The organism is Serratia grimesii (genome assembly GCF_900186025.1).
Lineage (GTDB): Bacteria > Pseudomonadota > Gammaproteobacteria > Enterobacterales > Enterobacteriaceae > Serratia > Serratia grimesii.
In genome coordinates this window covers 4,920,263-4,935,569 of sequence record NZ_LT883155.1, presented here as the reverse complement: position 1 = coordinate 4,935,569, position 15,307 = coordinate 4,920,263, and the positions used below count along the sequence as shown (strand labels likewise).

Below are 15,307 nucleotides of genomic sequence, written 5' to 3'. Positions count from 1 at the left end.
TGACTAAAACAAAAAGGATAAGGGAATGAAGCAAGCTACAGGAAAGAATAAACCGGCATTGGCGCCGACATGGAAACTGAACACCTTGTTGTGCGCGCTGTTGGCGGCCGGTAGCGTACAGGCTGCGCCCTATACGGAAGGCGGTAAGATGGGCGATCCGGCAAGCTGGCGCAGCGATGAATTTAAGGCCAACTGGGGGTTGGGTGCGATCCACGCTGATGAAGCCTATGCTGCGGGTTATACCGGTAAAGGGCAAAAGGTAGGGATTTTCGATACCCCAGTGAACAAACATCCTGAATTTGCTGGTGACGGGAAACTGGTGAATGTGGTTACCGAGGGTTACCGCGCCTATACCGATCCGCACCGTGAGGGGATTAAGGCCGGCGATCGTTTTTACTTCGACGGCACCTTCCATTTCTATAGTGGTGCTCAAGGTTTGCTGAGCAATCACGGTGTACACGTTGCCGGCATCAGCGGTGCCAACCGTGATGGAACCGGCATGCACGGCGTGGCCTTTGACTCACAGATCATCAGTGTTGATAACGACAATGACGGCCCGGCCTACGGCGAGTTCCTCGGGCTCGATGGCAGCGTGACCAATGCCGGTTGGCAGGCGATGATCAATAACGGCGTGCGGGTGATCAATAACAGTTGGGGCGTCAGCATTCCCGATTTCTTATCGGATAATGGCAAAAAGCCAGACGCGTTGCATTTTGAGTTAAAAGACGCACAGGAACAGTTTGATCAGGTGAAACCCTTGTTGGGGAGTTTGGCAGGGGCGGGTTATCAGGGCGCGATTGATGCGGCACGTAAAAACATTTTGGTGCTGTTCGCCGCCGGTAACGACGGTAACTACAACCAACCGGATGTGATCAGCGGCCTGGCCTATTTTGTGCCGGATATTGCGCCTAACTGGTTGTCGGTTGCCAGCGTCGCACAGGATGAAGCCTCTACCAACAGCGTGCCTTATACCATCAGCAGCTTCTCTTCACGCTGCGGTTACACGGCCAGTTTCTGCGTATCTTCACCGGGCAGTAAAATCTACAGCACTGTGGCCAACGGTTCCGATCCGAATCATTTGGTCTCCGACTATGGCAATAAAAATGGCACCTCAATGGCGACGCCACACGTGACCGGTGCGGTTGCCGTGTTGCTGCAGCGTTTCCCGTACATGACATCGGCGCAAATTGCCGACGTGTTGAAGACCACCGCCACCGATATGGGCGCACCGGGCATCGATGCGCTGTACGGCTGGGGGATGATCAATCTGGGTAAGGCGATTAATGGGCCGGGGATGTTCTATACCGTCGAAGATATTCCTGAAGAGTTCCGCATTCCGGATCCGACAGGCGTGGCTTACGGCTCGTCACAGTTTATCGCTAATATTCCAGGCCAAGGGGCGCAAATCGATCAAGGCACGCTGCAAGCTCGCCTTTGTGATGACTATCATTGTTCGGTGGAAGTGTACTCCAATGATATTTACGGCCATGGTGGCCTGACTAAGGAAGGTAAGGGCACGCTGGTGTTGACTGGTAACAATACCTATTCCGGTCCTACATTGGTAAATACCGGTCTGCTGGCGGTTAATGGTTCAGTGACGTCAGACGTGACGGTGCAAAATGCTGGCGTGTTGGGCGGCTCCGGTACCCTGGGGTCATTGACGGCACGCAGTGGTGGGACCGTGGCACCGGGTAACTCGATCGGGACGTTGAATGTAGCAGGTAATGTCAGCTTCGAGCCGGGTTCCCGCTATGCGGTAGAAGTGGCGCCCAATGGCCAGAGCGATCGGATCCAAAGCAGCGGATCGGCGACGATCAGCGGCGGTGAAGTGGCCGTCTCGCTGGAGAACAGCACCAATCTGCTGTCGCAAAGCGACGTTCGCAGCCTGCTCGGCCAGCAGTACAACATCCTGACCGCCCAGCAGGGTATCAGCGGGCAGTTTGATACGGTGGCACCGAATTACCTGTTCCTGGGTACCGGGCTGACCTACCAGCCGAATCAGGTGACGCTGAACGTGGGCCGTAACGACACCGCCTTTGCCAGCGTGGCAGCGACCCAGAATGAGCGTGCGGTGGCGACGGCGGCGGATGCTCTGGCGGCGGGTAACCCGGTGTACGAGAGCATCCTCAATGCCGGTTCGGCAGGGGAAGCGCGTCAGGCATTCCGTCAGTTGTCCGGGCAGATCCACGCGGATATCGCCTCGGCACAGGTCAACGACAGCCGTTACCTGCGTGATGCGTTGAACGGCCGACTGCGACAGGCAGAAGGACTGGCAACCTCGCCGGACATCAAGGCGGACGACGACGGCGGTGCCTGGGCGCAGTTGCTGGGGGCCTGGGACCATGCGTCGGGCGACGCCAATGCGACAGGGTATCAGGCATCGACCTACGGCGTGCTGGTGGGGCTGGACTCGGCGTTGGCGGATGACTGGCGCTTGGGCGTGGCGACCGGTTACACGCGGACGTCACTGGATGGCGGCTACGGCTCGAATGCCGACAGCGACAACTACCACCTGGCGGTGTACGGCGGCAAACAGTTCGGTGAACTGGCGCTGCGTGCCGGTGGTGGCTACACCTGGCACCGCTTCGATACGTCACGTTCGGTCAACTACGGCATGCAGTCAGATCGGGAAACTGCGAAATACAGTGCGCGCACCGAGCAGGTGTTTGCCGAAGCGGGTTACAGCGTGAAGGCCGGTTGGGCCAATCTGGAGCCGTTCGCCAACCTGGCGTACATCAACTTCCAGAACAACGGTATCGCGGAAGACGGCGGGGCTGCGGCGCTACACGGTGACAAACAGCACACCGACGCCACCGTATCGACGCTGGGGCTGCGTGCGGATACCGAGTGGCAGGCGAGCAAAACCACCACCGTGGCGCTGCGCAGCGAACTGGGCTGGCAGCATCAGTACGGCGATCTGGATCGTGGTACCGGGTTGCGCTTCAACGGCGGCAATTCTCCGTTTGTGGTGAACAGTGTGTCGGCCTCGCGTGACGGTGCGGTGCTGAAGGCCAGTGCGGAAGTGGCGGTGAACAAGAATGCCACGCTGTCATTGGGCTACGGCGGTCTGCTGTCGCAAAACTACCAGGACAACAGCGTCAACGCCGGTTTCACCTGGCGTTTCTAAAGATATCGGTCTGAGTGGTTACATGGGGTCAGCTTGCTGGCCCCATTTTTTTGTATTAACTCACGTACTCTGTGATGACCGTGGAGAGAGCTGGTGGGCGCATCGCGTTGCCGTTAAAAGGGCAATAAAAAACCGGGACCCTTGCGGATCCCGGTTCAAAACTGGGTAAAACAGATTAGCGCTTACGGCCCAAGTTTCGGAGAGAGTCTGGTGCATACATTCTCTCAGAATAACAACCGAAACGAGCTTTCCCTGGTGTCATTATGATTATTAGTGGTGCATTTTTACTGTTGTTATATTTTTATTGTGGTGTTGCTGTGTGTCTCTTCTGGTACCATGTTTGACTATATAATGTGGTATGTCAAGCAATGTTTAGATTGTACATTGTATGATATACCAGTTTTGGATCGCTTTTTTGCACGGCAAGTATGAAAACGACTGAAAAAACAGCAAAAAAAATCGAAGGAAAAAATGGATAATAATCACCAGAAATTCGATTCACAGTCGATTGCAAACCGGGTCAGAGAACTGTTTGTACATTATGGGATTGGTAAACGTCAGCATGCTAAAGAGCTCAGTCGGATTCTGGATCTCAGCTTTTCACATGCGCACCGTAAGCTGAAAGGGCAAAGCCCTTGGACGCTGGAACAAATTAGCAATGTCGCGGCGGCATTAGGGGAAAACCCAGCAGCGATAGTAGATACGGGCACGGAAAATGACATCTCTGCACAAACTGTTGCACGGGATGCCATCTTTTATGTCGGAGGCGTGGAATTAGCCTGCGTCGGTTATATCGGCCATGAGTTGGTTGGCGGGCGGACATCGGAATATGTCGCGTTACAACAGGCCGGGCTGTGGTGTCTTTATCGTTCAGATGATGCACCGCAAGGGCAGCGTTATTGTGTGGAACTGATTGAGCTTCGTCCTGCTGCCGTAGAAGACGAGCGGTTAAGTATTGCGGTACTCGACGACTCACACCAGGCAGCTGATGAACTGGCAAAATACCTTAACGGGCGTGGCTTCCATGCTGTCGCTTTTTACGATGTCAGCAGCTTCTGTTTGGCACTGCAACAAAGCCTGTTCGATGGATATGTGGTCGACTGGTTGATTGGTCAGGAAACTGCGGTTCAGTGCATCGAAACCATCCGTGCTTCGGACAACCCGGATGCGCCGGTTCTGGTGCTCACGGGCCAGTTGGGTACCGATCAGCGCGAATCGGAAATCGCCAGGGCAATGCGTGACTATGACGTGTTGGGTCCGTATGAAAAGCCAGTGCGACTCCATGTTATTGAAGCCGCACTGTTGCGGTGTTTTAATCTTTAACCAGCAGTGAGGCCAGCGTCGTTGACAATGCGTCAAGCCGTACTGGCTTCATTAAATAGCTGTCGAACAGCGCCCGCTGCTCGGCAGATAGCTGTTCCGGGGTATAGGCGCTGATGCCGACAATCGGAATATGCCGATTGGGTCCACGCTGATTACGCAGTTGTTTAGCTAACGCAGCGCCATCAATACCCGGCATTTGCAGGTCTAACAGCAACGCGTCATAAGGACGCCTAAGCAGCTTTTGCAGCGCCCGTTCGGGTGAGTTGCACAGTTCATGTTGATAGCCCAGTTTGTCCAGCAGCGCCGCAAAGGCGTCACCCACGGATTTATTGTCATCCACCACTAAAATATGTTGCTGATTCTGTCTTAGGCTGCGGTGGTGCCGTGGTTTTTCGCCTTGCTCTTCGTCGTCGCTAATGTCGACAGGAATACTGACGATAAAGGTACTGCCCTTTTTGATCTCGCTGTAGACAGTGATCGTACCATTGAGCAATGTCACCAGCCCATGCACAATCGCTAATCCCATGCCTACGCCACCATACTGGCGGGTATGAGATTGATCCAATTGAGTGAAGGGCCTGAATATTTGGTCAAGCATCTCCTTTTCGATACCAATGCCGGTATCAGTCACCTCAATAATCAACGAATTACCCGTGGGTTGGCGTCGTAGGCAACTATGCAGTGTGATGGTACCGCTTTCGGTATATTTGTACGCGTTAGTCAGCAGGTTAACGATAATCTGCCTGATGCGCAGTGGATCGGAATGAATCTGCAGATGGCCGCATTCAATTTCGCACAACAGCGTCACCTGTTCTTTCTGACTCAGCGTATTGATTTCATTCGCCGTTTCTTCGATCAGCCGTTGAGCGTCGAACGGTGCGAGACGCAGCTCCATCATTCCGCTGTCCAAATGGGCATAATCGGTTAGGTCTTTCATCTGGCTTTCAATTTGCTGCGCAGCAATCTCCAACCGTTGGAAAGTATCCGCATGTTCGGCCGACACCTTGGTGTTCACCAGCACATCAATGGCAGACATAATGCTCTGCAGCGATGTCCGTAGTTCGTGGCCAATGGCACCCAGAAAGGCATTTTTGGTGCGGGTAGCTTTTTCCGCCTCTATGGCTTTGGCTTGTTGCCGGATAGTCAGGCGCTGCTGGCGGAACATAATCAGCGTAATAGCAATGAGCGCAATCACTGAAAACATCACGATCACCAGACCATAAAAAATGATGTGTCGTTTTTCGATATAGTCTTCGTAGGCGGCGGTGCGCTGTTTCACTTCTGCGTGATCGGTCAGGTTGGCCATTTCAATCGAGTAGGGCTTTATTTGCCTCATGGCCTGCGAAATAAGTGAGAAATCAATCTTAGGACTGTTCAGCAAATTATCAATCTGATCCATTTTCCGGCGCATATGTGCGACAACCTCGGGGTAACCCGGTTCGGCGTACAGAGGTTGGGTCGACTCAGACACCGTTTCCAACACATAAAAACGGGAATAAAGGATTTCAAATTTAAGTCGCAGATCTTCGCTATCTACTTGTGGTGCGTTTTTCTGCTGTTCGACCAGCGTTTCAAACTCGGCTAGCTTGATAGAGAATTTTGCGATCGACCAGGAATAATTTTCCTGCGTGCCCGCAATAGCATACAACCCTTTTTTTGACAGTGTTGCGCTGTAGTAATACAGCGTCACCGCGGAGGCAACCAGAAAAAGGGCAGCAAAAATAGCCGGGATTGCCAGCCTGCTGCTGTTTTTAAACCCTGTGAGTTTCATTTAATCACGATCCTGTCCACTTGCCAGATAAAGCGTGAGTTGTAGAGCGGGGAATTCAACTCAGGCCCTGCGGCATCCCTGGGATAAACCAAAAACAGCGGTCCGAAGTTTCTGATCTTCAGCATTTCGCCGTCCATCTTGTAGGCCAAAATCATATTGTATTTCTCGACGTCAGACAGCGGCACGTCGATGTAGTAATCGTTTAACGCATAAAATGTCAGCGTACTGCCCTTGGCACCGACTCGCGCCAAAATGTCTGCCACGGAAATTCCTTCGAACTTTCTTTGCGGCGTCCAGGAGGTTGACGTGGTGATGCTGTGCACTGGCATTGCCAACAGTTGCTTATCGGTAAACAGATAGCTTTTCTTTACCGGGTCGGTGGTGTTTTGGATGTTGCCCGAGACTTCCAGAGTAAAACTCAGCGCGCTGGATTGGACGACCATCAACGCAAAAAATGCCAACGTGATGTTTTTGAATAGCTTGAACAGCATCGGGGTTCTCCAGTGTCGCGGATGCTTACATGAGCTCCGCCCATTGATCAGGCAAAATAATGGCAGAAAATAACAGTTTGTGTTGAAGGGAATGGTAAAGAGCACGAAAAGAAAAGGCCAGGGATTATCCTGGCCTTGGTTTGCGCTGATTTTAGCGCTTAGCGCATGGTAACGAACTCTTCCGCGGCGGTCGGGTGGATCGCGACAGTGTTGTCGAAGTCTTTCTTGGTGGCACCCATTTTAATCGCCACGGCGAAGCCCTGAAGGATCTCGTCCATACCGAAGCCGATGCCATGCAGGCCGACGATTTTCTCTTCTTTACCCACGCACACCAGTTTCATGCGGCACGGCTGACGGTGCTGCGTTACGGCGCTGTACATGGCGGTGAAAGAAGACTTATACACTTTCACGTTGTCCGCACCGAATTTCTCAATGGCTTCCGGCTCGGTCAAGCCAATGGTGCCGATCGGCGGGTGGCTGAACACGACGGTAGCGATGTTGCTGTAATCCAGGTGCTCTTCCGGCTTGTTGTTAAACAGGCGTTCGGACAGGCGGCGACCGGCGGCCACGGCAACCGGGGTCAGTTCAACGGCACCGGTGTTATCACCCACCGCATAAATGCCTTTAACGTTGGTATTCTGGTATTTATCGACGTCGATATAGCCTTTTTCGTTGGTTTTTACCCCAGTAACGGCCAGGTTCAGATTATCGGTCGCAGGTTCGCGGCCAATCGCCCATACCAGGCTGTCGACGGTGCATTCTTTGCCGTTTTCCAACTGCAGCGTCAGACTACCGTCGGTGTTTTTGACGATTGCTTTCGGAACCGATTCGGTGTGCAGGGTTGGTCCTTCGGTGTTCATGACTTCCACCAGCGTCTCGACAATCATCGGATCGAAAGTCCGCAGCGGTGCGTGTTTACGCACGAACAGGTGCGTTTCAGCCCCCAGTGCGTTCAATACACCGGCAATTTCCACCGCGATATAGCCCGCGCCCACGATGGCAACGCGTTTTGGCATGGCATCCAAATCGAAGAAACCATCGGAGTCGATACCGTATTCTGCGCCTGGAATGTCCGGGTGGCTCGGACGCCCGCCGGTAGCGATCAGGATATGATCGGCGGTGATTTTCTCACCGTTGACTTCAACGGTGTGGGCGTCGATAAAGCGTGCAAAGCCCTTGATCACGTCGACTTTGTTTTTGCCCAACACGTTGTCGTAAGAATTATGGATACGGTCGATATAAGCGGTGCGGTTAGCGACCAGCTTTTTCCAATCAAACGCGTTGACGGTGGTATCGAAACCGTAATCTGGGCCGTACATATGAATGGCCTCGGCGATCTGTGCCGCGTGCCACATGACTTTTTTCGGTACACAACCCACGTTGACGCAGGTGCCGCCCAGTTCTTTGGCTTCAATCAATGCGCATTTCTGGCCATACATGGCTGCCCGGTTGATCGATGCGATGCCGCCGCTGCCGCCGCCAATTGCTAGATAATCGTAATGTTTGGTCATCTGGGATTTCCATGAATTGTGTGAATCGAAGAGCGTAAGAGTTTAACGCCTGATGCAGGTTTGTCGCAAAGATTGCGTCAATGGCTGTGATAGGTGGGGGAAAGGCGCGGCTGGCCGCGCCCCGGAAGCTTATTCCGGCACCACCCAGTTCACCAAATGGTGGCCATGGCCCGACGGCACCAATATTTTGTGCAGCCATGGCAGCACGTTTTTCATCTGTTGTTCCAACTTCCACGGCGGATTAATCACGATCATGCCGGAGGCCGTCATCCCGCGTTGGTCGCTGTCGGGTTTTACCGCCAGTTCGATCTGCAGAATATTGCGGATACCGGTGGCTTCCAGTTCTTTCAGCATACGTTTGATCTGCTGGCGCATGACCACCGGATACCACAGCGCGTAGGTGCCGGTGGCAAAGCGCTTGTGGCCTTCCTGCAGGCCTTTGATCACATCCTGGTAATCGGTTTTCATCTCGTACGGCGGGTCCATCAGGATCAGTCCGCGGCGTGACAGTGGTGGCAACTGTGACTTCAACTGTTGGTAGCCATCGGCGCGTTGCACTTTGGCGCGTTCGTCCTTTTGGAACTCACCGCGCAGCAGTGGGAAGTCGCTCGGATGCAGTTCGGTCAGGTGGATTTTATCTTGCGGGCGCAGCAACTGGCGGGCAATCAGAGGCGAGCCAGGGTAGTAGCGCAGCTTTTCGGTACGGTTAAAGTGGTGCACTACACTCATGTAGGCCGCCAGTTCTTCCGGCAGATCGTCACGTTGCCACAGCAGACCGATGCCTTCCAGGTATTCCCCGGTGCGCTCGGCATGCTCACCGCTGAGCTGATAGCGCCCTGCACCGGAGTGGGTATCCAGATACAGGAAGGGCTTCTCTTTTTCTTTCAGCGACTCAATGATCAGGCTCTGAACGGTGTGCTTGAGCACGTCGGCGTGGTTGCCGGCGTGGAAACTGTGGCGGTAACTTAACATGGCTTGTGGTAATTCCTTGTGCTCCCGACGGAGCGTGCTGAACAGAATAAAGGCTTATATTCTGCACAGTATAAACTGTCTGGACGGGAAAAACTGAAATGCGTTGCCGCAGGCCTTCTATAAGGGAACAGGACGATGACAGAACAGGCTATTTTGGCTAACTATTCAGGTGCAGCGCGCTGGTCATTCGGTGATAGCCCGGCGTTGGCGGATGAGCTGCTGCAATTGGTGCTCGACGGGCAAAAAACCGCAACCTGTGGCTCCTATACTGCCTATCAACAAGAGAAAGGACCGGCAATCGGGGATTACAATGTGATCCTTAATGGCCGGGGCGAGCCGGCCTGTGTTATCAGAACGCTCTCACTGAAGCTGATCCGTTATTGTGATGTTAGCGCCGAGATGGCGGCGTTGGAAGGTGAGGGGGATAAAAGCCTGGCTTTCTGGCGACAGGGGCATCGGGAATTTTTCACACGCGAAGGTACTTTTTCGTCACAGATGTGGCTGGTGTTTGAAGAATTTGAGTTGGTTGAAGTGCTATAGCCATGTTGTGAACTACTCCAGAGAAGTAACCACCTGATCGCGCAGCCAGCTATGGGCCGGGTCGAGGTGAGAGCGTTCATGCCAGACCATCACCATGTCATAGCCGGGTAGTTCAAGCGGTACCGGCCAGGTGCGCAGATCGCCCAGCAGTTCACCCAGCATACGTGAAGGCAGCATAGCCACCATGTCGGATCTCGCCAGCAGGGTGGGGATAAACAGGAAATGTGGCAACGACATCACGACGCGTCGAGTTAATCCCTGTGCTTCCAATAACGTATCGATCTGGGTACGAAAACCGCCACCGTCCTGTGAGATCATGACAAATTCAAGTTGGCAAAATTGCTCCAGCGAGGGCGGTGTCTGCAATAACGGATGGTCACGACGGCCTACCAGCAGGTAATTCTCGTGAAACAGCTGGCGATGACGTAGCTCAGCGGGTGCTTCTTCGCGGGCCAGAAAACCCAGATCGATCACACCGTCGGCCAGATCGCGACTCATGGTTTTGGGTGATGCCTCACGGATCGCCAGACGGGATTGTGGTGCTGCCAACCGCAGTTTAGGCAACATCGGTAGCAGAATGGCATATTCGGCCGCGTCGGCGGCAGCCAACTGCCAGGTCATTTCGGCCTGCAGGGGATCAAACGGCTGTTCTGCTGCGACCAAACGGCCAAGATCGGCCAGCGTCTGGCGCAGCGGCGTCAACAGGCCGAGTGCGCGAGCTGTGGGTAACATACCGCGTGAGCCAGGCAACAGCAGGGGATCATGGTAAATCTCGCGGAGTTTGGCGAGCTGAATACTGACCGAGGGTTGGCTCAGGTTAAGGCGTTCTGCTGCCCGGGTCACACTGCGTTCCGTGAGCAGTACCTCCAGTGTGACCAACAAATTGAGATCGACTCGCTTTAAATTGTTGATAACTATTCCTCACATTAAACCTATCAATTTCAACTATAGCGCTGATCCTTCTACCGTGGAATGGATGTCGGAAAGCCGACGAAACGACTACGGATGATAAGGAAAAGACGATGAAACTGAGCGAGTACGTTAACTACGATGCATTGGGGTTAGCCGAACTGGTACAGCGCGGCGAAGTCAGTGCGCAGGAGCTGCAACAGACCGCACAGACCGCGGTTGAGGCGGTGAACCCAACGATTAATGCGGTGATAGAACATTGGTCGCAACTGCAACCGGAGGGTGAGGGCCCACTGTCAGGTGTGCCTTTCCTGATTAAGGACATCGCCATCAGCATGGCCGGTAAGCGTCTGGAGCTGGGTAGTCGATTGGCGCAGGGCAATATCGCGGCGACTGACAGTTATCTGATGAGCAATATTCGTCGGGCTGGGCTGGTCACCTTCGGCCGCACCACCACACCGGAGATGGCATTCAGCACCACCACTGAAGCGGTGCTTTACGGCGCGACACGCAATCCCTGGAATCCGGACTTCAGTGCCGGCGGCTCCAGCGGCGGTGCTGGTGCGGCAGTTGCCGCCGGGATCGTGCCTATCGCTCATGCCACTGACGCCGCTGGATCGATCCGGGTGCCTGCCTCGTCGAATGGGCTATTCGGCCTTAAGCCGACACGTGGCCGGGTATCACATGGGCCGGCGATGGATGAAGTCTTCAACGGTTTTGGTGTCCAACTGGGGCTAAGCCGTACGGTGCGCGACAGCGCGGCCTTACTGGATGCCCTGCAACATCCGCATCCCGGAGAACCCTATTATACCTCACCACCGGCACAGAGTTGGCTGTCACAGGTAACGTCTGAACCTGGCCGACTGCGCATCGGCATGATGACTCAGGCCTGGAACGGCGGGAAAACCGATCCACACATCGCTCAGGCCACGGCCGAGATTGCCGCGCTGCTGAGTGAGTTGGGTCATCAGGTTAGCGAAGTGGATATGGCGATAGGCGTCAGTTGGCAGGAGCTGGTGTTCGCCAATGCGCAAATCTGGTGCGCCAATCTGGTCGGTTGGGTAGATGGCCTGAGTCAGGCGACAGGGCGGCCTATATCAAGCGAAACGCTGGAGCCGGAAACGCTGGCCTGTTACCGCTACGGTTTGGCTGCCAGCGCTGTGGATATGGTTGCAGCCCTTGAGGTACGCAACCGGGTGACTCGTGCCGTCGGGGCTTATTTTCAGCAGTACGACCTGCTGCTGACCCCGACCCTGCCCGACTTGCCATGGCGGCTCGGCCGTTACGGCACAGGGACAGCGGACATGAGCGGCCTGGAATGGACGGCGCACTTATTCGATCACTCGCCGTTTACGCCGGTATTTAATGTGGCTGGCGTACCGGCGATGTCGGTGCCCTTGGCGCACGAGAAGCAACACAATCTGCCGATAGGCATGCAATTTGTTGCTGGTTTTGGTCGAGAAGATTTGCTGCTGCAACTGGCTGGCCAATTGGAGCGGGCTGCGCCCTGGCAGCAGCGCCGCCCCGCGATTTGGGCGGGAAATGCATAGCTATTGCAGTCAAACGGCAAATTATCCGCTATGTTGCTGAAAGACTTTTTGCGGTGGGCCGGGTGGCTCGCCGCAGCATTCAGGAGGCGTGATGAGCTGTGTATTTTGTGAAATGGTGGCAGGCAGGGTGCCATGCCATAAAATTTGGGAGGACGACAGCCATATGGCGTTCCTTTCCATCTACCCGAATACCGAGGGTTTCAGCGTAGTGATCCCCAAAGCACATCATTCCAGCTACGCCTTTGCCGTACCGGACGAGGTGCTGAGCGCACTGATGCTGGCGACCAAGCGAGTCGCGCAGTTGCTTGACCGGGCGTTTGATGACGTAGGCCGTTGTGGCATGGTGTTCGAGGGTTTTGGCGTTGATCACTTGCATGCCAAACTGATCCCGATGCACGGTACCGCCGCACTGGAGCAGTGGCAGCCGATTGAGTCGAAATCGGTGAAATTTTTCGACCGCTATGAAGGCTACCTGTCTTCTCATGATGCCGCGCGTGCCGATGATGATCATCTGGCCGCGCTGGCGGCGAAGATCCGTTCTCATCAGGACTGAATGGATGAAAACGGAGATAAAAGGGCTGTGTGCAGCCCTGCTTTATCTGGCGGCATTTCAGGCCCAGGCGGACGAGAGTTGTGCAACCGATAAGCCGGACAATCCTCCGCGCAATCTGTTTGCGGAATTATCCGTCGACCCCGATAAGACGCGGCAAGAGGAGAACAACCAAGGATTTATGGTGCTGTGTTACGACATTGATGAGGCGGGCAAAGTGCAAAATATCCGGGTGATGGAAGCACAGCCCGAGCGCATGTTTGATAAAGCCGTTTTTATCGCAATGAGCAAATGGCGCTACCCGACCAACGAGCCGATCAAGGACCACCGTATTACCCTTCGTTTTAAGCATGATGACAAAGCTAAAGTGACGCCGAGCACGGTACCGTTCCGCTAGATGGCACTATCTATCAACGCTCAGCCATTGATTTTCCTGCTGCTTGGCTCCATGTTAGATATTCATACGCATTTTAAGGCCTGCCCGCTGCGGCGGGCCCCAACGCTAATCAGGACTGCCCTATGACAAATCCGTTGCTGACCCCGTTTTCCCTGCCGCCGTTTTCCGCTATTCGCCCTGAAGATATCGTGCCTGCGGTGCAATCCGCGTTGGCCGATTGCCGCGCTGCGGTAGAGCGCGTTGTCGCGCAGCCGGGGCCATTCACCTGGGATAACCTGTGTCAGCCATTGGCGGAGTCTGACGATCGCCTGTCGCGTATCTGGTCGCCGGTGGGGCATTTGAACTCGGTAAAAAACAGCCCGGAACTGCGTGCCGCCTATGAGCAGGCGCTGCCGTTGCTGTCTGAATACGGCACCTGGGTGGGGCAGCACGAAGGGCTGTACCAGGCTTATCGCAGCCTGAAAGAAGGCGCTGCATTCAATGACCTGACCGCGCCACAGCGTAAGTCGGTAGAAAATGCGCTTCGTGATTTTGAGCTGTCAGGTATCGGCCTGTCACCGGAAAAACAGCGTCGCTACGGCGAGATCGTCGCGCGTCTGTCCGAGTTGGGTTCCACTTACAGCAACAATGTGCTCGATGCCACCATGGGCTGGAGCAAGCTGATTACCGATCAAGCCGAGCTGAGCGGCCTGCCGGAAAGCGCGCTGGCCCAGGCTCAGGCGATGGCGCAGGCCAAAGAGCAGGACGGCTGGTTGCTGACGCTGGATATGCCGAGCTATTTGCCGGTACTGACCTACGGCGACAACCGTGCGCTGCGTGAAGAAATGTATCGCGCGTTTGCTACGCGTGCTTCCGATCAGGGGCCGAATGCCGGTAAGTGGGACAATAGCGAAGTGATGGCGGAAACGCTGGCGCTGCGCCACGAACTGGCCCAGTTGTTAGGCTTTGACAGCTACGCTGACAAGTCGTTGGCGACAAAAATGGCGGAAAATCCGGAACAGGTGCTCGGCTTCCTCAGCGATCTGGCCAAGCGTGCCCGTCCGCAGGCAGAGCAAGAGCTGGCTCAGCTACGCGCCTTTGCCAAACAGCATTACGGCGTGGATGAGCTGGAAGCCTGGGATATCACCTATTACGGCGAAAAACAGAAACAACACCTGTTCTCGATCAGCGACGAGCAACTGCGCCCGTACTTCCCGGAACAGCGCGTAGTGGAAGGGCTGTTCGAAGTGGTCAAACGCATCTACGGCATCACTGCCAAAGAGCGCAAGGATGTCGATACCTGGCATCCCGAAGTGCGCTTCTTTGACCTGTTCGATGCCAACGGTGAACTGCGCGGCAGCTTCTACCTTGACCTGTATGCGCGTGAAAACAAGCGCGGCGGGGCGTGGATGGACGACTGCGTCGGCAGCCTGCGTAAGGCTAACGGCGAGCTGCAAAAGCCGGTCGCTTACCTGACCTGTAACTTCAACCGTCCGCTGGGCGACAAGCCGGCGCTGTTCACCCATAACGAAGTGACCACGCTGTTCCACGAGTTCGGCCACGGTTTGCACCACATGCTGACCCAGATCGACACCGCAGGCGTTTCCGGCATCAGCGGTGTACCATGGGATGCAGTCGAACTGCCAAGTCAGTTTATGGAAAACTGGTGCTGGGAGCCGGAAGCACTGGCGTTTATCTCCGGTCATTATCAGAGTGGCGAACCGCTGCCGAAAGAGATGCTCGACAAGCTGCTGGCTGCCAAAAACTACCAGGCGGCGCTGTTCATTCTGCGTCAGTTGGAGTTCGGCCTGTTCGACTTCCGTATGCATGCTGAATACAGCCCGGAAAAAGGCGCGCAGATCCTGCCAACATTGGCGGAAGTGAAGAAAATGGTGGCGGTGGTGCCTTCACCAAGCTGGGGCCGTTTCCCACATGCTTTCAGCCATATCTTCGCTGGCGGTTACGCGGCGGGCTATTACAGCTACCTGTGGGCGGAAGTGCTGTCGGCGGATGCCTATTCGCGTTTTGAGGAAGAGGGGATTTTCAACGCCGAAACCGGTAAATCCTTCCTCGACAACATCCTGTCGCGTGGCGGTTCGGAAGAGCCGATGGAACTGTTCAAACGCTTCCGTGGCCGTGAGCCGCAGCTGGATGCTATGCTGCGCCATTACGGTATTAAAGGATAAC

General features: G+C 54.9%; 12 protein-coding genes. 7 read left to right on the top strand and 5 right to left on the bottom strand.

What is annotated here, in order from left to right:
- Positions 1 to 25 precede the first annotated feature (25 nt).
- Both SGBXF1_RS23035 and SGBXF1_RS23030 read left to right on the top strand, forming a co-directional pair.
- Complete coding sequence (locus SGBXF1_RS23035; protein ID WP_186427604.1) at positions 26 to 3,127, top strand: autotransporter outer membrane beta-barrel domain-containing protein; 3,102 nt, start codon at positions 26 to 28, stop codon at positions 3,125 to 3,127.
- Between the two features lie 471 nt (positions 3,128 to 3,598).
- Positions 3,599 to 4,450 carry a helix-turn-helix domain-containing protein gene (locus SGBXF1_RS23030; protein ID WP_186427603.1) on the top strand — a complete coding sequence of 284 codons (852 nt, stop codon included), beginning with the start codon at positions 3,599 to 3,601 and terminating at the stop codon, positions 4,448 to 4,450.
- Here SGBXF1_RS23030 and SGBXF1_RS23025 read toward each other — a convergent pair.
- The 4 genes from SGBXF1_RS23025 to SGBXF1_RS23010 form a co-directional block, all read right to left on the bottom strand.
- Positions 4,440 to 6,221 carry an ATP-binding response regulator gene (locus tag SGBXF1_RS23025; protein WP_037424668.1) on the bottom strand — a complete coding sequence of 594 codons (1,782 nt, stop codon included), beginning with the start codon at positions 6,219 to 6,221 and terminating at the stop codon, positions 4,440 to 4,442. The genes SGBXF1_RS23030 and SGBXF1_RS23025 overlap by 11 nt on opposite strands.
- Positions 6,218 to 6,712, bottom strand: a complete 495-nt coding sequence (locus SGBXF1_RS23020) for a putative pterin-binding protein (protein WP_037424670.1) — start codon at positions 6,710 to 6,712, stop codon at positions 6,218 to 6,220. Before SGBXF1_RS23020 ends, SGBXF1_RS23025 begins: the two co-directional genes overlap by 4 nt.
- Positions 6,713 to 6,870: 158 nt before the next feature.
- Positions 6,871 to 8,223: a glutathione-disulfide reductase gene (gene gorA, locus SGBXF1_RS23015; protein ID WP_130382349.1), complete on the bottom strand. Its 1,353-nt coding sequence runs from the start codon at positions 8,221 to 8,223 to the stop codon at positions 6,871 to 6,873.
- Between the two features lie 129 nt (positions 8,224 to 8,352).
- Positions 8,353 to 9,195, bottom strand: coding sequence for a 23S rRNA (adenine(2030)-N(6))-methyltransferase RlmJ (locus tag SGBXF1_RS23010; protein ID WP_186427602.1), 843 nt, complete (start codon positions 9,193 to 9,195; stop codon positions 8,353 to 8,355).
- A gap of 135 nt (positions 9,196 to 9,330) precedes the next feature.
- Here SGBXF1_RS23010 and SGBXF1_RS23005 point away from each other — a divergent pair, with 135 nt between their 5' ends.
- Positions 9,331 to 9,735: an ASCH domain-containing protein gene (locus tag SGBXF1_RS23005; RefSeq protein WP_130382345.1), complete on the top strand. Its 405-nt coding sequence runs from the start codon at positions 9,331 to 9,333 to the stop codon at positions 9,733 to 9,735.
- 12 nt (positions 9,736 to 9,747) lie between these two features.
- Here SGBXF1_RS23005 and SGBXF1_RS23000 read toward each other — a convergent pair whose 3' ends face one another.
- Positions 9,748 to 10,647 carry a LysR family transcriptional regulator gene (locus tag SGBXF1_RS23000; RefSeq protein ID WP_037424675.1) on the bottom strand — a complete coding sequence of 300 codons (900 nt, stop codon included), beginning with the start codon at positions 10,645 to 10,647 and terminating at the stop codon, positions 9,748 to 9,750.
- A 110-nt stretch (positions 10,648 to 10,757) separates the two neighbouring features.
- Here SGBXF1_RS23000 and SGBXF1_RS22995 point away from each other — a divergent pair, with 110 nt between their 5' ends.
- From SGBXF1_RS22995 to prlC, 4 genes are all read left to right on the top strand, one after another.
- On the top strand, positions 10,758 to 12,194 hold the full coding sequence (locus tag SGBXF1_RS22995) for an amidase (RefSeq protein WP_186427601.1): 1,437 nt from the start codon (positions 10,758 to 10,760) through the stop codon (positions 12,192 to 12,194).
- Positions 12,195 to 12,285: 91 nt separating this feature from the next.
- Positions 12,286 to 12,747, top strand: a complete 462-nt coding sequence (locus tag SGBXF1_RS22990; RefSeq protein WP_186427600.1) for an HIT family protein — start codon at positions 12,286 to 12,288, stop codon at positions 12,745 to 12,747.
- A gap of 4 nt (positions 12,748 to 12,751) precedes the next feature.
- Entirely contained in the window at positions 12,752 to 13,141 is a 390-nt protein-coding gene (locus SGBXF1_RS22985; protein ID WP_061808560.1) for a TonB family protein, read from the top strand.
- Positions 13,142 to 13,263: 122 nt separating this feature from the next.
- Complete coding sequence (prlC, locus tag SGBXF1_RS22980; RefSeq protein ID WP_061808559.1) at positions 13,264 to 15,306, top strand: oligopeptidase A; 2,043 nt, start codon at positions 13,264 to 13,266, stop codon at positions 15,304 to 15,306.
- Position 15,307 lies beyond the last annotated feature (1 nt).